19 protein-coding genes are annotated in these 19,062 nt (G+C 61.1%); 14 read left to right on the forward strand and 5 right to left on the reverse strand.

The window, feature by feature from the left end; all coding sequences use genetic code 11:
- Positions 1–121: 121 nt before the first annotated feature.
- The 5 genes from ACWBU6_RS14150 (at position 122) to ltrA (ending at position 6,036) form a co-directional block, all read left to right on the forward strand.
- The gene (locus ACWBU6_RS14150) at positions 122–1,828 is read left to right on the forward strand and encodes a GspE/PulE family protein (RefSeq protein WP_452649411.1); all 1,707 of its coding nucleotides are present in this window, start codon (positions 122–124) and stop codon (positions 1,826–1,828) included.
- A 1-nt stretch (position 1,829) separates the two neighbouring features.
- A complete protein-coding gene (locus tag ACWBU6_RS14155; RefSeq protein WP_452649412.1) occupies positions 1,830–3,059 on the forward strand; it encodes a type II secretion system F family protein in 1,230 nt (409 codons plus the stop codon).
- A gap of 8 nt (positions 3,060–3,067) precedes the next feature.
- The gene (locus tag ACWBU6_RS14160) at positions 3,068–3,607 is read left to right on the forward strand and encodes a hypothetical protein (protein ID WP_452649413.1); all 540 of its coding nucleotides are present in this window, start codon (positions 3,068–3,070) and stop codon (positions 3,605–3,607) included.
- A 36-nt stretch (positions 3,608–3,643) separates the two neighbouring features.
- Entirely contained in the window at positions 3,644–4,162 is a 519-nt protein-coding gene (locus ACWBU6_RS14165) for a type II secretion system protein (RefSeq protein ID WP_452649414.1), read from the forward strand.
- Positions 4,163–4,641: 479 nt separating this feature from the next.
- A complete protein-coding gene (ltrA, locus tag ACWBU6_RS14170) occupies positions 4,642–6,036 on the forward strand; it encodes a group II intron reverse transcriptase/maturase (protein WP_452646893.1) in 1,395 nt (464 codons plus the stop codon).
- 72 nt (positions 6,037–6,108) lie between these two features.
- Here ltrA and ACWBU6_RS14175 read toward each other — a convergent pair whose 3' ends face one another.
- From ACWBU6_RS14175 to ACWBU6_RS14195, 5 genes are read right to left on the reverse strand one after another with little or no spacing between them, the layout of a single operon-like run.
- Positions 6,109–6,585, reverse strand: a complete 477-nt coding sequence (locus tag ACWBU6_RS14175; protein WP_452649415.1) for an MSHA biogenesis protein MshP — start codon at positions 6,583–6,585, stop codon at positions 6,109–6,111.
- Complete coding sequence (locus ACWBU6_RS14180) at positions 6,582–7,397, reverse strand: PulJ/GspJ family protein (RefSeq protein ID WP_452649416.1); 816 nt, start codon at positions 7,395–7,397, stop codon at positions 6,582–6,584. Before ACWBU6_RS14180 ends, ACWBU6_RS14175 begins: the two co-directional genes overlap by 4 nt.
- Before the next feature lie 11 nt (positions 7,398–7,408).
- Complete coding sequence (locus ACWBU6_RS14185; protein ID WP_452649417.1) at positions 7,409–7,870, reverse strand: type IV pilus modification PilV family protein; 462 nt, start codon at positions 7,868–7,870, stop codon at positions 7,409–7,411.
- On the reverse strand, positions 7,860–8,324 hold the full coding sequence (locus ACWBU6_RS14190) for a pilus assembly FimT family protein (protein ID WP_452649418.1): 465 nt from the start codon (positions 8,322–8,324) through the stop codon (positions 7,860–7,862). The genes ACWBU6_RS14185 and ACWBU6_RS14190 overlap by 11 nt, the downstream gene beginning before the upstream one ends.
- Positions 8,321–10,885: a DUF6701 domain-containing protein gene (locus tag ACWBU6_RS14195; RefSeq protein ID WP_452649419.1), complete on the reverse strand. Its 2,565-nt coding sequence runs from the start codon at positions 10,883–10,885 to the stop codon at positions 8,321–8,323. Before ACWBU6_RS14195 ends, ACWBU6_RS14190 begins: the two co-directional genes overlap by 4 nt.
- A 205-nt stretch (positions 10,886–11,090) precedes the next feature.
- On the opposite strand from ACWBU6_RS14195, the gene pilM reads away from it, so the two are divergent.
- From pilM to ACWBU6_RS14240, 9 genes are all read left to right on the forward strand, one after another.
- Positions 11,091–11,993 (forward strand): type IV pilus biogenesis protein PilM, encoded by a 903-nt coding sequence (gene pilM, locus ACWBU6_RS14200; protein WP_452649420.1) that lies wholly within the window; start codon positions 11,091–11,093, stop codon positions 11,991–11,993.
- Entirely contained in the window at positions 11,990–12,655 is a 666-nt protein-coding gene (locus tag ACWBU6_RS14205) for a hypothetical protein (protein ID WP_452649421.1), read from the forward strand. The genes pilM and ACWBU6_RS14205 overlap by 4 nt, the downstream gene beginning before the upstream one ends.
- The gene (locus tag ACWBU6_RS14210) at positions 12,652–13,323 is read left to right on the forward strand and encodes a hypothetical protein (protein WP_452649422.1); all 672 of its coding nucleotides are present in this window, start codon (positions 12,652–12,654) and stop codon (positions 13,321–13,323) included. Before ACWBU6_RS14205 ends, ACWBU6_RS14210 begins: the two co-directional genes overlap by 4 nt.
- Positions 13,308–13,679: an MSHA biogenesis protein MshK gene (locus tag ACWBU6_RS14215; protein ID WP_452649423.1), complete on the forward strand. Its 372-nt coding sequence runs from the start codon at positions 13,308–13,310 to the stop codon at positions 13,677–13,679. Before ACWBU6_RS14210 ends, ACWBU6_RS14215 begins: the two co-directional genes overlap by 16 nt.
- A gap of 8 nt (positions 13,680–13,687) precedes the next feature.
- Positions 13,688–15,469, forward strand: coding sequence for a pilus (MSHA type) biogenesis protein MshL (mshL, locus tag ACWBU6_RS14220; protein WP_452649424.1), 1,782 nt, complete (start codon positions 13,688–13,690; stop codon positions 15,467–15,469).
- Positions 15,469–16,380, forward strand: coding sequence for an ExeA family protein (locus ACWBU6_RS14225; RefSeq protein ID WP_452649425.1), 912 nt, complete (start codon positions 15,469–15,471; stop codon positions 16,378–16,380). Before mshL ends, ACWBU6_RS14225 begins: the two co-directional genes overlap by 1 nt.
- Positions 16,377–17,675, forward strand: coding sequence for a tetratricopeptide repeat protein (locus ACWBU6_RS14230; RefSeq protein WP_452649426.1), 1,299 nt, complete (start codon positions 16,377–16,379; stop codon positions 17,673–17,675). Before ACWBU6_RS14225 ends, ACWBU6_RS14230 begins: the two co-directional genes overlap by 4 nt.
- A 250-nt stretch (positions 17,676–17,925) precedes the next feature.
- Positions 17,926–18,285, forward strand: coding sequence for a DUF2750 domain-containing protein (locus ACWBU6_RS14235; RefSeq protein ID WP_452649427.1), 360 nt, complete (start codon positions 17,926–17,928; stop codon positions 18,283–18,285).
- Between the two features lie 127 nt (positions 18,286–18,412).
- The gene (locus ACWBU6_RS14240) at positions 18,413–19,006 is read left to right on the forward strand and encodes a hypothetical protein (protein WP_452649428.1); all 594 of its coding nucleotides are present in this window, start codon (positions 18,413–18,415) and stop codon (positions 19,004–19,006) included.
- Positions 19,007–19,062: the final 56 nt, after the last annotated feature.

Consider the following 19,062-nt stretch of genomic DNA (forward strand, 5'->3'; position numbering starts at 1 on the left):
AAGAATTCGTCGCCCTCCAGCCACGCCCGCAAGTTGTGGTGAATGTATTAACTAGTTTTGCTATGCCTGCACGATTCCTTCGCATACAATTCCATCCACATCATGGACGCGGGGACACGGTATGACGAGGCCGGACAAGGTTCGTTTAGGTGAGATCCTGGTGCAGCAAAAACTGCTGTCGGAAGAACAGTTGGGCATGGCGCTGACGGAGCAGAAACGCAGCGGCCGCAAACTGGGGCGGGTATTCGTTGAACACGGCTTCGTCACCGAAGAACAGATTTCCGGCGCGCTGGCACGGCAGCTCAACATCCCCTACATCAACCTCAAGTTCTACCAGATCAGTTCCGACCTGGTACGGCTGCTGCCGGAAACCCAGGCCCGCCGCTTCCGCGCCCTGGTGCTGGAAGACCGCAAGGGCAGCATGCTGGTCGGCCTGTCCGATCCGACCGACCTGTTTGCCTACGACGAAATCTCGCGCCTGCTGAAACAGAGCATCGAACTGGCCGTGGTCAACGAGACCGAGGTGCTGGCCGCTATCGACCGCATCTACCGCCGCACGGAAGACATTTCCGGCCTGGCGCGCGAACTGGAACAGGAGATGGGCGAGGGCTCGGTGGACTTCGGCGCACTCGCCGCGGCCAGCCCGGGCCTGGAAGAGGCGCCGGTGGTCAAGCTGCTGCAATCGCTGTTCGACGATGCGGCCCAGGTGCGCGCATCGGACATCCACATCGAGCCGCAGGAAGGGCGGCTGCAGATCCGTTTCCGCATCGACGGCGTGCTGCACTTGCAGACGGAAGCCGACATCAAGATCGCGCCGGCCCTGGCGCTGCGGCTCAAGCTGATGTCCGACCTGGATATTTCCGAGAAGCGCCTGCCGCAGGACGGGCGCTTCGCCGTGCGCGTGAAGAGCGCCCGCATCGATGTCCGTATCTCCACCATGCCGACGCAGTATGGCGAATCGATCGTCATGCGTTTGCTGAACCAGAGCGGCATGACCTTGCGGCTGGATGCCATCGGCATGCCCAGGCCGCTGCTCGAGCGTTTCCGCGCCATCGTGGCCCGGCCGAATGGCCTGGTGCTGGTGACCGGCCCGACCGGCAGCGGCAAGACCACCACGCTTTACTGCGCACTGGCCGAACTGAATTCGATGGAGAAGAAGCTGATCACCGTCGAAGACCCGGTCGAGTACCGCCTGGCGGGCATCAACCAGGTGCAGGTCAACGAGAAGATCGAGCTCGACTTCGCGCGCGTGCTGCGCTCCGCGTTGCGCCAGGACCCGGACATTGTGCTGGTCGGCGAGATGCGCGACCAGGAGACCGCGCAAATCGGCCTGCGTGCCGCGATGACCGGCCACCTGGTGCTATCGACCCTGCACACCAATGACGCCGCCAGCACGCCGCTGCGCCTGATGGACATGGGCGTGCCGCGCTACATGGTGGGCAGTTCGCTGCAAGCCGTGCTGGCGCAGCGCCTGGTCCGCGTGATCTGCGAATCCTGCACCACGCCATACACGCTGACGCCGAACGAGCACGAATGGCTTGGCCTGGAACTCAAGGACAAGGTCGACCTGGGCAGCTACTTCTACGGCAAGGGCTGCTCGCATTGCAATGGCCTCGGTTATCGCGGCCGGGTCGGCGTGTACGAGCTGCTGGAAATGACGCAGTCAGTGGTGGACGCGGCCAACGACGTCGATCCGGCGGTGTTCCTGAAGGCCGCCAACCAGCAGATGGGCGGCCAGACCTTGCGCCGCCATGCGGTTCAGCTGGTGGTCGAGGGCCGTACCACAGTCTCGGAAGCCATGCGCATCAGCCATCAGCTGGAGGATTGACGTGCCGCTGTTTGCCTACAAGGGCCGCAATGCACGCGGCGAGTTGATGCAAGGGGTGCTGGAGGCAGCCGACAGCGGCGCTGTCGCAGACCAGCTATTCAGCACCGGTGTCACGCCAATCGAGATCAATGCCACCAAGGCCGCCCCCAGGCAAAGCGATGAAAGCCTGTGGGAGCGGCTGACCGAGAAAAAAGTCAGCGCGATGGACGTGCAGCTTTTCAGCCGCCAGATGTATACGCTGCTGAAATCGGGCGTACCGATCATGCGCGGCCTGGCCGGTTTGCAGGAGTCTGCCATCAGCAAGTCTTTCGGGCGCGTGATCAAGGACCTGCGGGAGTCGCTGGATGCCGGCCGTGAACTGTCGGCGGCCATGCGGCGCCACCCGGACGTGTTTTCGGCGTTCTACCTGTCGATGGTGCGCGTAGGCGAGATGACGGGCCGGTTGGAGGAGGTATTCCTGCGACTGTTCGACCACATGGAATTCGACCGCGATATGCGCGAGCGGGTCAAGACGGCACTGCGCTATCCGGTCTTTGTGATCATTGCGATGGCAATTGCAATGGTGGTGGTGAACATTTTCGTGATCCCCGCGTTCGCCAAGGTATTCGAGAGCTTTCACGCCGAGCTGCCGTTGATGACGCGTATGCTGCTGGCCACTTCGAGCTTCATGCAGAACTACTGGGGCTTGCTGCTTGTTGTCGCGCTGGCGGCGTTCTTCGGCTTCCGCGCCTGGATCAAGACTGACAAAGGACGCTATGAATGGGACCGCATCAAGCTGCGCATTCCCATTGCCGGCAAGATCATCCACAAGGCGACGATGGCGCGCTTTGCCCGCAGCTTCTCGCTGTCGGCGCGCAGCGGCGTGCCCATCGTACAAGCGCTGACGGTGGTGGCGCAAACGGTCGACAATGCCTACCTGACTTCGCGCGTTGAGCAGATGCGCGACGGCGTTGAACGCGGCGAGTCGATCTTGCGCACGGCAATGACGGCAGCGGTATTTACACCGGTGGTCCTGCAGATGATCGCCGTGGGCGAGGAATCCGGCTCGCTGGATGAGCTGATGGACGAGATCGCCGGGATGTATGAGCGCGAAGTCGATTACGAGCTCAAGACCCTGGCGGCGCAAATCGAGCCTATCCTGATCACTTTCCTTGGCGTCATGGTGTTGGTACTGGCCCTCGGTATCTTCCTGCCAATATGGGACCTGGGCAAGGCGGCGCTGCGGCGATGAGGACCAAGATGCCCGCGCAGCTTCCGGCGGCAAATAGTGTAGCTTTGCCGCAACGCTTGCGCCAGGGCGGTGCAGGGTATTTTGAGTTTGCCGTCGTGGCAACTGTTTTTGCCGTGCTCTGTGGCGTGCTGCTGCACAAGCTGCAGTTTTACCAGCAGGAAGCGGAGCGACTTGCAGCCGAACAAGTTGTAACGAGTGTGCGTGCGGCGCTTGCCAGCAAGATGGCTTCGTTGTATCTAAGGGGTAACGAGGGCGAAATGGCAGCGCTGGCCCGGCAGAATCCGATGGACTGGCTGGAGCGGCGGCCGCCCAATTATGCGGGCGAGTTCGCGGCGCCAAAAGAGGGCACGGTGCCTTTCGGCCACTGGTATTTCGACCGCTCATCGGCAACCTTGTCATATGTGTTAAATAAGCGCGTATTTTTTGGAGAAAGCAGTCCGAAACGCTTGAACTACAAGGTAAAATTCGCGCAGCACCCTTCAAATCTCACACAAAATCACGAAGGGCCAGGACCCGGCGGCGTAACCCTGGAACAAATTGTTGAATAGGCCGCAAAGACACCTTCAAGTACTCGGAGAGCGCCAATGAAAAAGTTTCAAGCACCTAAACAACAGTCCGGTTTCACCCTGATCGAATTGATCGTTGTGATGGTGATCCTCGGCATCCTGGCTGCGACCGCATTGCCGCGCTTTATCAACCTCGGCGCCGATGCGCGCGTGGCGAGCCTGAACGGCGTACGCGGCGCGATCGCGTCGTCGGTGGCGCTGGTGCACGGCAAGTGGCTGGCGTCCGGCGGCAAGGATTCGAAGATCACGGTTGACGGCATTGAACTCGACCTGGACACCAAAGGTTATCCAAAGAATGCCGATTACGCGGATATGCTGGCGGTGGCGGGGGTGACTGCGGGCGACTATAAGATCTATGGTCCGGGCACTGCCGTTGGTCCCAACAATCCTGCGACCAGCAGCACCGAGATCGCCATCGTCCCGAACAGTGTAGCGAGTAACCCAACCGGATTGAAGTGCTTCATCAAAGTGACCCACACGGATGACGTGGATGCCCAGCCGACGGTTTCGGCGGCGCCGCCCGTTGCCGACTGCTGATCTTCGTGGGCTTCGGAAGAAACCAGGCTGCGGCCTGGTTTTTTTTTGTGGTGCGCCCGGCAGGGCGCACCTACTTGGAGGTGAAAGTCCTCTGCTCGCCCGACAAGGGGAAGAGCTAGCGGAAGGCAAGGGTGTCGCGGGCGACTGCGAATCTGGAGGAAGCCGGAAGCAAAGCGCTGGCCTGACGAACAGGAAGCGGATACGAGGCGGCGCAGCCGGGTGAGGTGTCCATAATCACCAAAGCCCAAAACTTGTACGGAAGGCGGCGACGTAGATCCGACAGGCATAAGCGTGAAGGTAGGTGCGCAATACCCGGGGAGATCTGCACATGTGCCACTGTGCTACCGGCATCGTGAGGTGACGGGATGCATGTGCAGAAGTCAGCCGAGGGCATAGTAGGTCGAGACAAGGACGAGGAGTCCGCAGAGCTTGGCCGAAGGCCTGAACATTCAACAACGCGAGTAGGACATTCGACCTCGATGCGAACCGATGAAACAGCAAGGCAGGCAACTGCGCCAGTGACGGGGGAAAGCGGCCGGATGTCGCTGGGGGCCGTCCCTGGAGTCGAGGAATGCACGGCGGCGAATAGGCGAACGAAAGCGGAAGGACTGCGGCAGATGGACGCCGTGGTCGAACGTAACAACCTCTGGCGAGCGTATGAGCGGGTCATGCGAAACAAGGGAGCGGCGGGAGTCGATGGACTCGTGCTTGCCGACTTCAAGGCATGGCTGCGACAGCACTGGCCAGCTGTCAGGACAGCGCTGCTCAAGGGCGAGTACATGCCGATGGCGGTTCGCAAAGTAGAAATACCGAAGCCAAACGGCGGGGTACGACTGCTGGGCATCCCCACGGTAATGGACCGCTTGATTCAGCAGGCGCTGCTGCAAGTTCTGCAGCCGCAGTTTGAACCTGGATTCTCCGAACACAGCTATGGCTTTCGTCCTGGCCGTAATGCGTGGCAAGCAGTAATGCAAGCGCAAAGCTATGTCAGGGAGGGCCGCCGCTGGGTGGTCGACGTTGACTTGGAGAAGTTCTTCGACCGTGTGAACCACGACATCCTGATGTCGCGCGTTGCACGCAAGGTCAAGGACGAACGGGTTCTGAAACTGATCCGGCGCTACCTCGAAGCGGGACTGATGGAAGGCGGTGTCGTCAGCGCGAGAACTGAGGGGACGCCGCAGGGCGGACCACTGTCGCCGCTGCTGTCGAACATCCTGCTGACCGATCTGGACCGTGAACTGGAGCGCCGGGGCCACCGGTTCTGCCGCTATGCCGACGACTGCAATATCTATGTCGGAAGCGAGTTGGCAGGGCAGCGTGTGATGGATGCGATGACTGGCTACCTCGAGCATAAGCTCAAGCTCAAGGTAAACAAGGACAAGAGCGCCGTTGCACGGCCTTGGGAAAGGAAGTTCCTCGGCTACAGCTTTACATGGCACAAACAGGGGCGTCTGAAAATCGCGGCGGCAAGCCTGAAGCGATTGAAAGACAAGGTGAGGGAAATCGTGGTCGGGAACGTATCTCGCAACCTGGCTACGACGATCCACGAGCTGAACCCGGTGCTGCGAGGCTGGATATCGTACTTCCGACTGACTGAGGTAAAGGGCGTGCTGGAGGACCTGGACGGGTGGATAAGGCGCAGGCTGCGCTGCATTTTATGGAGGCAGTGGAAGCGTCCGGCGACCCGTATCAGAAAGCTGCAAGCGAAGGGGCTGGACGCGAAGCGTGCGTGGAAGTCGGCAAACAACGGACGTGGCCCCTGGTGGAACGCCGGCGCGAGCCATATGAACGCCGCCTACCCGAAGAAGCACTTCGATGCACTAGGGTTGGTTTCGCTGCTCGCTACACGGCAGCGCTTCCAGTTTATTGAATGAACCGCCGTATGCGGAACCGCACGTACGGTGGTGTGAGAGGGCGGCGGGGGTAACTCCGCCCCCTACTCGATCTCAGCAAGGTTCCAGCGGGGGCGGCCCGTTCTGCAGGCCGCAAGCGGTGACGACGCGGCGGCGCTCGGTGTACTCGAGCGTCGCCGATTTTGCGTTGTCGGGGCAGGCGGAAGCGTTGCAGGCGATGGCGTCGATGGTGAATACAGTTTTTGCTTGCGGCGTGCCGGGACTGCCTGGCACTTCGCCCTCGCTGAAGACGAAGGCGTTGCAGGTGACGGAGACGGCGAAACCGGTGTCCCCTCGCAGGTCCAGCGTGGTGGGCACCTGGCTGCATTTGTTCAGGCGCAGCGCATTGTAAAGGCCCCACTCGCTGCCGGCGCGGGCTGCCTGCCACGCCCGCGCCGAGAGAATGTCCTGGGCAATGCCTGTCTGCTGGGTGGTGGTGAGCCGCACGGAGGCAACGCCCAGCATGGCCAGCACGACGACAACGACGATCGCCGCGATGTAGCCGAAGCCGCGCTGATTCCTGTTTTTCATGGCAGATTGTCCACGTGGACGCCGAAGACCAGGCGTACGAATTCATTGGCTTCCTGCAGCGTGATATCGGCTTCGACATAGCCGCTTTCCTGCGTGGCGCCGGGGTTGGGGTTGTAAGCGAAGCTGCAAGCCGAAACGTTTTTCGCGACGATCGCCGAATCGGCGGCGACGGATGGGCATGAGCCCGGGTTGGCGAATGCGTAGCCGGAGACGCGATACAGCGTCCTATCCTTGCAAACGTAAGAAACCGGTCCCTGTGCCGCGGGGACGATGACGAACCTGGCTCCGTCATAGCCGGCGGGCACGTTCATGCCGCTGCCGGCGAGCTTGATCCGTTTTACGCCAATGCCGGCGATGGGTGGCGCGTCCACGCTGGCGATGGCGGCGCGGTTGCTGCCGATGTAAACGTCATCCGGATTCTGGTTGCCGATGACTATCCAGTCGCTTGCTGCCGCGCTCACGTCGGTCAGCGCATCGAACTCGGTGACGGCGCGGCCAGGCTCCACCGCAAGCGACTTGGCTTTATTGATGTCGGGCGCAGTGCGATAGCGCCCGCCGGCGGAAGTGGGCACCATTTCCAGGCATTGGCCGCCATGGGTGCGTACGGAGTTCGGCACGGACGCGCGCACGTCGCGTGTCAGCTTGCGCATGGCGCGGTCGGCTGCATCGCTGAGTGCAGCGCGGCGCGAAGCGTCGAAGTAGTTTTGCATCGCGGGGCGGAAGAATACGACCAGTATCCCGGCAAGAATCCCCATGATCACCATGGCGACGATCATCTCAACCAGGGTAAATCCGCGCTGCGGCTTGTTCATTGGCCGGGTCCTCAGTAGGCGTAGCGCCAGCCGGCCAGCGCGTAACTGGTGGTGCCCCGATTGACCGTAACCTGTATGCGCACCACGTCGGCGCCCGGCAGGCCGCCTGAAAGAGCGTTGCCGGTCGCCGCCGTAATGCCGACCTTGACCCGGTATCCGGCGACACCAGCTGTGCCGGTGACGTCGCAAACCGGCTGGTCGTATCCGTCATAGTCCTTTATCTCGTCGAAATCCGTGCGCATGCAGCCGGCGCCGGCCGGCACCGGAGTATTGGGCCCCTTCACGGGCTTGAGCATAATCTCTTCCATCATGCCTTCGGCGATGGCGGTTACCTGTTTCGTCAGCATCGGGTCGGCGCTTTGCACGCTGGTGCGGGAAAGTACTGTAATGACGCCGGCCAGGCCGACCGAGATGATCACCATTGCGATAATCATCTCGACCAGCGTGAAGCCGTGCGCGGACCTATTCGACATAGCCCGTCCTGCCATCGATCATGAGAGGAGCCTGCCCGGTGACCGTGATCGGGCCGACTGCAAACACTGCCCCGGCGGCATCGGTGGTGATATCCCCGCTTGGCTGGAAGTACAAGGTGTGGCCGATGAAGTCGCCGCCGGCCTCAACTCCGCTATCCCGGCTTTGGTATGACGAGCCGTCAGGGCTGCTGAAGTCCCGGTTGCAGGGCGGCGTCTGGCTGGCGATCGTCAGCTTCACGGTGGACTTCGTCAGCGCAGCGCAAACCAGGCGGCGGTGACTGACGGCGCTTTTCTGGGCATGGCGCAGGGCGCTTGCAACTTCATTGCGGTAGGCGCTGGAGCTGAAGGCTCCGGTCTGTGTGAGCCGTGGAATGGCAATGGCCGAGAGGATGCCAATGACGACCATGATCGTCACCATTTCGACAACCGTGAAGCCGTGGACGGGGCGCTTCAATTAAAGGACTCCCGGACGTGGATAGTGCTCCTGTTTTCGCGCGTGGTCACGCCGAAACTGGCGCGCGCTGTCGGGTCCTGCGCCCAGATCACGGCTGGGTCGCTGGTGCCGCTTGGGTCGCAGGCACCGTTGCGCGAGCGTAGCCAGCCTTGCCTGGCGCCGATGGAGCCAGCAGTATTGGTCAGGCAGGAACTGTCTTTGGCGAGTTCGCCGAGATTGGCGGCAATATCAACGTAGCCTACACCATTCGAGCTTGCGTCACGTTTGGGAGGGTTGAGCAGCAGCTTGCCTGAGCCACGCTGCATGCCGATGCTGCCGGCGACAGTGACGCCCTTGATCGTTGGGCCGTGGTTGAGGGCGAAGGCCGCCGGCAGCAGGGTGGTCTTGCTGTCGTCCTTGTTCAGCAACCAGGAGCTGCCGGTCCAGTATTCAACGCGGGCCGGGATGATCACGGTGCTGTTCACGCCACCGAAAGCATTGCTCATGCGCAGGCGGCCGGTGCGAATTTCCAGAACGGCCTTGCAGTGCATGTCGGAGCTGACGTTGTCGCCGTCCCTGGCGCAGATGGCGATGGTCGCAGGCTTGACCGGCAGGCTGCCAGCATTGAACGCATAAGCGACGTTCGCCAGCACCACGCCTTCACCCTGGTCTGCCAGGTTTTTTGACAGCACTGCAGGCGGAGTGAGGGCGCCGGGACCGGGATTTGGTGCCGCCGGGGTTGGTGTTGCGCCGATGGCGGTAAACGCCAGGTCCTGGACAATGCCAAGCGTGGCGCTGCCTTCGATATCGTCCTCTTTGTTGTAGTTGGACGTGATGGTTCCCTGAGCATTGTAGGCGGTAACCAGCACACCGATCGGCTCTCCTGAGTAGGCCCATTTGCGGCTGGGGTCTCCTTCCACCGACTTGACCGAGGCATCGAGGGAAGTCTGGAAGTAGCTCGGTCGGAAGCGGCCGAACTTGCCGGTGCATTTGCCTGGGGTGGCGTCCGGATCGAGATCGGTGCTGCCTTTGATATTGACGTTCAAGCCGAGGTAATCGTCGTTGCTGGCCTCGACGTCGATGGTGCCGACTTCGCCCCATTTGCTGTTGGCCGATTCGGCCGATCCGTACGCGAAGTCGCCAAGCGTGCCGCTGGCGGTTCCGTCGTCTCCGCCCACGGGTTTGCAGCGAACGAACTTCAGGATTGCGCTTTCCTTCGTCTCTTCGCGCCCGTAGTTCGGCGTTGGCTTGTTCGCAGCATTTAGTGCCGTTACCTTGACCCGGAAGTCTGCGCCGGCAACCAGGGTGGCCGAAGGATTGGGCCAGGCGACTTCGAATTTCTGCGGGTATGTCGTGAAAGTGGCGCCGCCGGTCATCGTCGCGCTGGAATAGTTCGCGGCAAGGTAGACTTTGCCGACATCGCCGTAGCTAAGGTTGATGCGGGCCTTGCCGCCGCTGTCGAAGTTCAGGTCGAGGGTCTGCGCAGCTCCGCCGCAGGCCAGGTTTTTGGAGGCGCCGCCGCCCGCAATGGCGACCGGGCGCTCGTCGCCGGCGGTAACCGGTGCTGCATCCTTCGGGTCGACATAGGCGCAGGTGAAGGACATGCGCTTGGTGCCTGAGAACGCTGGCACGCAAGTATTCCCGCTGGCGCTCTTGCTGACGGCATAGATGTCGACGGCTTGCGTCGTCGCCGATACGTGGTCATTGACCCTGACATCGAAACCCAGGTCGTTGTAGACATGCTGGCAGCTTGCGGCATCTCCGTCCCAGCATGTTGACCCCGAAGTATTGGTTGCCAAGAAGACCGTTTCGGTGCCGGAGTAGGGGACCAGCACGGTGGCATTGGTCTGTCCGGCCGGGATGCTGAAATCGTAGGTGGCGATCACTGTTCCACCGGCGTTCTTGACCTGCAGTTTGCCGCTCGCCCCGCCTGTCGTGGTCGGGCAGGTTCCGCCGCTGCCGCTGGTCCCGCTGCAGGCCCATACGGTCACTTCGGACGGCGTGCACGTCAGGCCTGTGCCTTCATGGTCGATCAGGAAGTGATCAAACGAGACGTCCGGTGGCGGGTCGACCTTATGGCAGTAGTAATTGGTGTTCGTGTACGAGCAGTTACCGGTAATGCTGCTGTTCTTGCCTACCTTGAGCGTATTTTTTGTAAAGACATCGCCACCAATGAGCGAGTCTTTTGCGATCGTGATGTTGTCGCCGGAATTGAGGTCGCCGTAAAGAATGGTGTTTTTGGCGAAGCTCATGCTTCTGGTGGACTTGATGTCCAGGTAACCGTTCATGTCCTTGGCAAAGGTCACGCTGCCGACCACGTCGAGCAGCAGCGAAGCACCCTTGGGGATGATGAAGTTTTTCGCCGCTGTGAAGTTGCCGTTGACGTGCACCACCAGCGGCGATGCGATGACGATGTACACGTCCTTGGAAAAATTCATGGCCGGGCAGTTGTACTCGCCCGGCGCAAGCAATGTGCAATTGAAGTCGGGGCCCGTCAGGTCTGCGGGCCAGGTATAGCTTTGCGCGTGCGCCAGCGTGGCGGCGCACCACAGGAAAAGGGCGAGGATCGCACGGTAGATCATGGCCAATCAGACCATGTGGAAACAGAATGTGTCAAGGCCGTAACACTGCCGGAAAATAAATTGATAATCGGTGAAAATTTGGTAAAGGTGTAATGTGATCTTGAATATAATCAAGCATATACGTCGCGAACCTCGCGTAACCTTTCCTTTACAGATTGGCGGCATGCGCTTTTTCTCCAAGGCAAGAAAAAAAGAAGGCATTCTTGTGACGTCTTTCCATGCGGACGGCATTTGCGTGGCACGCGTCGAGCGGCAGCCTGCCGCCAAACCAATCGTCAAACTCGCGGCATTCCATGCCACCACGCCCAGCCTGTCTGCAGAAGCACTGGCGCGGGCCGCGCGCGATGCGCACGCCGGCAATTTCATTGGATCGACCTTGCTGGCAGGCGGCGAATACCAGCTGCTGCAAGTCGAGGCGCCGAATGTGCCGCAGGACGAATTGAAGACTGCCGTGCGCTGGCGCCTGAAAGATATGCTGGACTTCCACATCGACGATGCGACGATCGATGTGCTGGACATACCTGTTGACAAAACTGCCGGCAACCGCACCCATTCAATGTTCGCGATTGCGGCGCGTAACAGCTTGATCCAGTCGCGCCAGGATATGTTCGCGGAGGCGCATGTGCCGCTGTCCGTCATCGACGTTCCCGAGATGGCGCAGCGCAACATCTCGGCGCTGATGGAGCCGGAGGGGCGCGGCCTGGCAATGCTGTCGTTCGATGCTGCCGGTGGCCTGCTGACAGTCAGCTACGACCAGGAACTGTATCTTGCGCGCCACTTCGACGTGACGCTGGCCATGCTGCAGGAGCAGGACATCGAGCGGCGCCATGCCGCATTCGACAAGATCGCACTCGAATTGCAGCGATCACTGGACCACTTCGATCGCCAGTACCATTTCATCAGCATCTCGCGCCTGATGCTGGCGCCTGCTGGCGTGCCATCACTACAGGACTTCCTGTCGGCGCAGATGTACATGCCGGTGGAGTCCTTCAGCCTTGGCGATGTGTTCGACCTGACGGAGGCGCCGGGCCTGCATTCGCCGGACGAGCAGGTGCGCCAGTTCCTGACGCTGGGCGCCGCCTTGCGCCACGAGGAGCTGGTGCTGTGAGCCAGCAAATCAACCTGTTCAACCCGATCTTCCTCAAGCAGAAGAAGATCTTCACCACGATGCACATGGCGCAGACGCTTGGCATGGTGGCAGCGGGCGCTTTACTGCTCGCCGTGTTCGGGATAGTAAAGACCAGGCAGCTGGAACAGCATGCCGCGGCCGGCCAGGCTGCGGTGGCCGCCGCGGAAGCGCGCCTGGCACAGGTCGTGAAGGACTTCCCGCCGCGCCAGAAGAACAAGGATATTGAAGCCGAAGTTGTGCGCATGCAGGATGAGTTGAGAGGGATGCGTGAAGTGCGTTCGGTGCTCGAGCGCGGGGAGCTGGGTAATACGGCTGGCTACGCGGAGTACTGGCGCGCCTTTGCGCGGCAAAGCGTGGCGGGCGTCTGGCTGACCAGCGTCAGCGTGGTTGGGCCGGGCAAGGAGATCGGCTTGGAGGGCAGGGCCTTGCAGCCGGAACTGCTGCCGGGGTATATCCAGCGGCTGACGCGTGAGGCGGTCTTGCAAGGGAAGACGTTCGGCAGCCTCGAAATCTCGCGGCCAGGCGCGGTACCGGCGGCGCAACTGGCCGGTACGGCGGGCACGGAAGGTAGTATCGGGGCGCCTTATGTGGAGTTCCGTCTGGCGACGCAGCCGGTTCAGCCGAAGGAGGGCGCGAAATGAATGCGCAGTGGCTGAAACTGTGTAGCCGCATTGACGGTATGAGCCTGCGCGAACGCATCGCGATTTTCGTCGCGTCGGCGGCTGTGCTGCTATTCCTGATGGACGCCATCGTGCTCGAGCCGCTGTTCGCGCGCAACCGCGACCTGGGCGAGCAGATCCGGCAGCAGAACATGCGCCTTGAGACGGCAAATACCGGCGTGGCCGTGCAGATGGCCGCATTCAGCGGTAATCCCGACGAGGCAGCGGAGTTGCAGTTGGCCAGCCTGAAGCGCGAGGCGGCCACGCTCGCCGGTTCGCTGCGTGCGATGCAGAACGGGCTGGTGGCGCCTGAGAAAATGGGGGAGTTGCTGCAGCAGTTGCTGCGCTCGAATGGCAAGCTGAAGCTGCTTTCGCTGCGCACCTTGCCGGTCGCCGGCATGGGCGGTACCGCTGCTACAGCCGATGCGAAAGCAGCGCCCGCGCAACGCGAACTGTTGTACCGTCATGGCGTTGAGGTGGTGCTGCAGGGCGGCTACATGGACATGCTCGATTACATGCAGGCGCTGGAGGGGTCGCCGCAGCAGGTGTTCTGGGGCCGCGCCCAACTGGATGCACGAAATTACCCGGCATCCACGCTGACGTTGACGCTGTACACCCTGGGCCTGGACGAGAAATGGATGACGCTGTGAGCGCGCGCCTGCTGACCATTGCCTTGCTGGCCGCTCCGCTTTGTGCAGGAGCGCAGTCGCGCGCGGGCCTGAGCGATCCCACTCGTCCACCTCCCGAAATCCTGCAGCCGCAGGTGCCGGGATCGGCGCCTTTGCCCAGCGGCCCGCGCAAACCGGTGCTGCAATCGGTCCTGGTAGGCAAAGGCCATGAAGGCCGTGAAGTCGCGGTGATTGACGGCGTGATCGTGCGCAAGGGTGAGACCTTCCGTGGCGCAGTGCTGGAGGAGGTGGGCACCAATGTGGCCGTCCTTCGCCGCGGCAAAAAGACTGAAACGCTGGTTTTATTTCCCCTCGCGGCGGGCAGCCGCAAGAAGTGAGAAGAGCAATGAGAGACCTCCTTAGCCGTGCAACCGTGTTTTCCCTCGCCGCAGCGTTGGCGGGATGCAGCATGAATCCGCCGCGCGATACCTATAACAAGATCAATGAGGAAATGGCGGCTGTCAGCAAGCCTGCTGCCGCAGCGGCGGCGCAGCCCGATGCGGTATCGAATGCCCTGCTGCCGCCGGTCAGCTCACTGGCGGGCGCTTTGCCGCAGGCGCGGGCTGTCATGGAGGAGCGTTTCAACGTGGCCTTCAATAACGCGCCGGCGCAGCAGTTCTTCGTCTCGCTGGTAGCGGGTACGCGCTACAACATGCTGGTGCATCCCGAGGTGGCGGGCACCATCACGGCCAACCTGCGCGACGTGACGATGGTGGAGGCGCTCGATGCGATTCGCGAGCTGTATGGCTACGACTACAAGATCGAGGGCACCCGCATCTATATTCGTCCGTTGACAATCCAGACCCGCATGTTCCAGGTGAACTACCTGACGGCGCAGCGGCTTGGCATGTCGAACCTGCGCGTGAGTTCGACGTCGGTGGCGGATGCCGCTGGTAATAACAGCAATAGCAACAGCAATAACAACAACCAGCAAAACAATAATCAGGACAGCAATAACCAGGAGAACAGCGGCCAGGGCGGACGCGTGCGCGACGCCAGCAATGTGCTGACCCGCACGGAGTCCGACTTCTGGAAAGAACTGAAGCTGTCGCTGGAAACGCTGGTTGGCGGCAAGGAAGGCGGCCGATCCGTCGTGATCAGCCCGCAATCCGGCGTCATCGTTGTGCGCGGAATGCCGGACGAACTGCGCGCCGTCGATCGCTACCTGAAGGCGACGCAGCTTTCGGTCGAACGCCAAGTGATCCTGGAAGCGAAAATCCTGGAGGTGGAGTTGAACTCCGGCTTCCAGTCAGGAATCAATTGGGCCGCCTTCGGCACCGGAAACAATCACCGTATCTCAGGCGGCGTGGTGCAGCCGGGCACGGGGTTGGCTGGGCTGCCGCGCAACGGTGGCCGAGATGCCGCAGTGGACCCGATCGGCAACACGATCAGCGGCCTGGTGTCCACCACCGGAAGGACCCTGCTCAATGCCGGCGAGGCGGGAGGTACGCTGTTCGGCATGGCTTTCCAGACCAGCAATTTCGCGGCGCTGATCTCTTTCCTGGAGTCGCAGGGCACGGTGCACGTGCTTTCCAGCCCGCGCATTACCGCCACCAATAACCAGAAGGCCGTGCTGAAGATCGGCACCGATGAATTTTTCGTGACTGGCGTGAGTACGACTACCACGACCAATTCGGCGGGCAACGGCACCGTGTCGCCGAATGTGACGCTGCAGCCATTCTTCTCCGGCGTGGTGCTGGATGTGACGCCGCAGATCGATGAACACGGAAATATCCTGATGCATGTGCATCCATCGGTGAGCCAGGTTTCGACCGTCAACAAGTCGGTCAACCTGGGGGCCACGTTGGGCTCCCTGAACCTCCCGCTGGCATCGTCCACGACGTCGGAATTCGATAGCCTGGTGCGCGGCCAGGACGGCAAGGTAGTGGCCATTGGCGGCTTGATGCGCCAGGCTACCACCAGCGACCGTTCCGGCGTGCCGGGTGTGGGCGGCTTGCCAGTGATCGGCAATTTGTTCAGCAACCGGCAGGAGGTGATGCAGAAGCGCGAACTGGTGGTGCTGATCAAACCGACCATCGTCGAAGGCGAGGGTAGCTGGAGCGAAAACTTGCTGAATGCCGAGAGCAGGATCAGGAACCTTGATCCTGCAAGGCGGGGAGTGCGCTGATGTACGAGCAGCATTTCGGCCTGCGTGAGCTGCCGTTCGGCATCACGCCCGATACTTCGTATTTCTTTACCAGTGCCCATTCGCAGGAGGCGCTAAATACGCTGCTGGTTGCGGCCCGCAGCGGCGAAGGGTTCATCAAAATCACTGGTGAGGTGGGGACGGGCAAGACCCTGTTGTGCCGCAAGTTCCTGGCGACGGTGGGCGAGGGCTTCGTTACTGCCTATATCCCGAACCCTTACCTGGAGCCGCGCACGCTGATGTTGGCGCTCGCCGACGAGCTGGAAGTACCGCTGGAGCGCGATGTGGACCAGCACCAACTGCTTAAATCGATCACGCAAAAACTGATGGCGCTTGCGGCCGATGGCAAGCAGGTGGTCTTGTGCCTCGACGAGGCGCAGGCGATTCCTATCGAGAGCTTGGAGGCATTGCGCCTGCTGACCAACCTGGAGACCGAAAAGCGCAAGCTGCTGCAGATCGTCCTGTTTGGACAGCCGGAGTTGAACCGGCACCTGGAAGTCGATTCTATCCGCCAGCTCGCGCAGCGCATCACCTTCCATTACCACATGGGGGCTTTGTCGCGCGATGACCTTGACTTCTACCTTGCCCATCGCCTGCGGGTGGCAGGCTTCACCGGTGCTCGCCTGTTTTCCCAGGCGGCGGTGAAGCGGCTGTTTGCGGCCAGCAAAGGCATTCCGCGCCTGGTCAATATCGTGGCGCATAAGTCGCTGATGCTGGCTTATGGGGAAGGGAAGCAGCAGGTAGAGAAAAAGCATGTCCTGATGGCGGCGCAGGACACTGTCGGACGCGGCAATGCTGCTTCGGTAGCAGCTGGCGTGCGGTGGCCCTGGCTGGCGGCGGCGGCGGGCGTGCTGATGGCAGCGGGCGGCGTAGCCTGGGCGGTGCTGAAATGAGCTTGATCAACAAAATGCTGCGCGACCTCGATGCCCGCGGGAGCGGCGGGACGCGAGAAGGCGCGGCATCGCAGGTGCGGCCTGTCAGCCATCGCTCGCGTGGTGGGCTGTCGCCGCTTGCGATTGGCGCTGGTGCCGTGGTTCTGGCGTTGCTTGGCATTGGCGGATTCGCGGCTTGGAAGTATTTGCGGGGCGTGCAGCAACCAGTCGCGCCGCCGGCAGTGGCTGTCGCCCGGACGCCGCAGGCTGTGCCTGCGCAGCCGGGCGCCCAGAAGAGCGGCCCGGTGGCGGCAGCAGTTGGCGATGAAGGCCCTGCTGTTGTACCAGCGGATATTCCTCCCGAAGCGCACCGCGCGGCAGGTGAAAAGATGGCGCGCGAGATGGAGGAACGGAACGCCGCGGCACGGCGGGCGGCCGAGGTGAGTGGCGCAATGCCTTCAAAAGCTGCGGCCGTGCCTGAGCGGGATGCGACGCAGCCGACTGGCCCGGCGCCGGAGCGGTTTGCGCGTGCGCGATCGGACTTGCCGGCGGCGACTGGTGCGAAGCCGGACGGCGACGCCGCGAGCCGGGTCGCAGCCAGAAATGGCCCGTCAGCGGCAACTGCCAGCGAGCGACAATCTTCCGGACGCGGCAAGGGGCGTGTGCCGGCTGGCCAAGCGGCTGCCGGTGGGGCAGCAGTGGGCGGCGCCATTGCTTCGGACGGTCCCGAGGCGGTTGGCAGTGGCCTTAGTCCACAGCAGAAGGCGGAGAACGAGTATCGGCGCGCGTTGGCAAAGCTGCAGGATGCGCGCGTCAGTGAGGCGCTGGTGGGGCTGGAGCGGGCACTTGGGCTGTATCCGCGCCACGAGGCAGCGAGGCAAACGTTGGTCAGCCTGTTGATTGAGAGCGGCCGCAATGCTGAAGCAATCCATCACCTGGCGCTGGCGACCAGCCTGGACCCTCGTCAGGCAAGCATGGCAATGCTGCTGGCACGTTTGCAGATCGAGAACGGCGGCAATGCCCTGGAGACGCTGCAACGCAGCCTGCCATATGCTGAGTCGAACCCGGAGTTCCGTGCGATGGTGGCTGGTGTCCTGCAGCGTGCCAATCGCCATAATGAAGCGGTCGAGCACTACCAGGCAGCAGTGAGGCTTCAGCCAACCAACGCTGTCTGGTGGATGGGAATGGGCATCTCGCTGCAAGCGGACAAGCGCAACGGCGAAGCAAAAGCCGCCTTCCAGCGCGCTGCCGAAAGCGGCCGCCTGACGCCAGATTTGCAGGCATTCGTTGAGCGCCGCCTGCAGCAGGTCCATTAGATCCGGTTTTCAGTCTTGACCTAACGTTGGCTGCTGATTGGCAATCAGCTTTCGCCCGTTTGTGGACGTCCAGGATTCTACAAAGCGATCGTTCAAACGAACACCTTAGTTGTAGTAGTTGACACTCGACCTGACATTGGCTGTCAGATGGGTTAGAGTTCTCCTTGGCCCGCTTCCGGCCAGGAACAGACACTCCGTTCAACGTGCATTACGCTCTTTGCTGAAGCCCTGAAAGACAAGAGGAAAATCTGTGTCACTGCATTTGATCGCTGATCTCGCAGCAAATAGAGATCGCTTCATTCGGCGAGTGCTCGAAACTGGTCGAGTTTGGGGGCTGCGATCCAATGACGGCTGGGCTAACTGTCCATCTAGCCAGAATGATGCTGACGTTTTGCTCTTTTGGTCCGACGAAGCGTATGCCAGGCGTCTCGCTGAAAAGGAGTGGGCTGATTACATTCCAACGCCAATTGATCTGCCATCTTTCATCGACAACTGGCTCCAGGGCATGCATCGAGACATGGTATTAGCCGGAGTCAACTACAATTCGGATCTGGCAGGGCTGGAGATCGATCCACGGGAGTTGGCCAAGGAACTTTTGCAGCATCCATAATATGGAGTTTTCCCTGTCTGCCTTGCAGGCAGAACCCGGCCAGTTGCGGAATCTGAACTTGGTGATTATGAGTGCGGGTAATATAACGACGTTAAAGTCATGGCATAGCTAGTTAGGTAATGTAGACATGAACCCGATATTTAAGATTCGACGATCCGAACACCGCTGGTCACACTGGGGTGATTACGGTGACGTCCTTTTTCATGGGATGACTAATCATATCGGCCGCAACGAAGGCTCGCTGCAGCTAAGCAGAACTGGTCCTTTCGTCCCGGGCCTCGCTATGCCGGGCATCGCCGATATCATTGTCACGAACTCGGTAAAGTGCGAACTAGAATCTATGATTCGCGGCTTGACTTTCATTCCCGTTCGGAAGTTGCAGATCGTGCGCTTGAACTGGCACGAGTGGCCGCAGGCCAGCGCTGAGCCGGCGGAATACCCAGAATCTGGTGAACCTGAAGACCTAATCTTCGGTGGTGAACATGATCCTGTACTAGCCGAGGAAATTGGTCTTATCTGGGAGCTGTCCCCCGAAATTGACTCCGAGATTCAAGGCCCTGGCGGGACCGTCAACGCACAAAGATATAGTGGGCAACACATAGTAAGAGCGGACATCATGGCGGGGTATAACTTCATTAGCGCCGAGTTGAAAAATGCATTGGCCATAGCCGCACCGGGATGCGTTGAGTTCGTCGCTTTACCCGCGCCCATGCAAAGTTGAGAGTTTTAGTCAGCCGGGAATGCTGCCGGGGTAGAGATTGAAGACCTGAAAATTCT

It is taken from the genome of Pseudoduganella sp. HUAS MS19 (genome assembly GCF_053615455.1).

Bases quoted from the DNA above. Each gene is read 5' to 3' on its own strand.
- ACWBU6_RS14150 (WP_452649411.1), top strand. From the start codon at position 122: ATGACGAGGCCGGACAAGGTTCGTTTAGGTGAGATCCTGGTGCAGCAA.
- ACWBU6_RS14160 (WP_452649413.1), top strand. From the start codon at position 3,068: ATGCCCGCGCAGCTTCCGGCGGCAAATAGTGTAGCTTTGCCGCAACGC.
- ACWBU6_RS14165 (WP_452649414.1), top strand. From the start codon at position 3,644: ATGAAAAAGTTTCAAGCACCTAAACAACAGTCCGGTTTCACCCTGATC.
- ltrA (WP_452646893.1), top strand. From the start codon at position 4,642: ATGCGAACCGATGAAACAGCAAGGCAGGCAACTGCGCCAGTGACGGGG.
- ACWBU6_RS14175 (WP_452649415.1), bottom strand. From the start codon at position 6,585: ATGAAAAACAGGAATCAGCGCGGCTTCGGCTACATCGCGGCGATCGTC.
- ACWBU6_RS14180 (WP_452649416.1), bottom strand. From the start codon at position 7,397: ATGAACAAGCCGCAGCGCGGATTTACCCTGGTTGAGATGATCGTCGCC.
- ACWBU6_RS14185 (WP_452649417.1), bottom strand. From the start codon at position 7,870: ATGTCGAATAGGTCCGCGCACGGCTTCACGCTGGTCGAGATGATTATC.
- ACWBU6_RS14195 (WP_452649419.1), bottom strand. From the start codon at position 10,885: ATGATCTACCGTGCGATCCTCGCCCTTTTCCTGTGGTGCGCCGCCACG.
- ACWBU6_RS14210 (WP_452649422.1), top strand. From the start codon at position 12,652: ATGAATGCGCAGTGGCTGAAACTGTGTAGCCGCATTGACGGTATGAGC.
- ACWBU6_RS14215 (WP_452649423.1), top strand. From the start codon at position 13,308: ATGGATGACGCTGTGAGCGCGCGCCTGCTGACCATTGCCTTGCTGGCC.
- mshL (WP_452649424.1), top strand. From the start codon at position 13,688: ATGAGAGACCTCCTTAGCCGTGCAACCGTGTTTTCCCTCGCCGCAGCG.
- ACWBU6_RS14225 (WP_452649425.1), top strand. From the start codon at position 15,469: ATGTACGAGCAGCATTTCGGCCTGCGTGAGCTGCCGTTCGGCATCACG.
- ACWBU6_RS14230 (WP_452649426.1), top strand. From the start codon at position 16,377: ATGAGCTTGATCAACAAAATGCTGCGCGACCTCGATGCCCGCGGGAGC.
- ACWBU6_RS14240 (WP_452649428.1), top strand. From the start codon at position 18,413: ATGAACCCGATATTTAAGATTCGACGATCCGAACACCGCTGGTCACAC.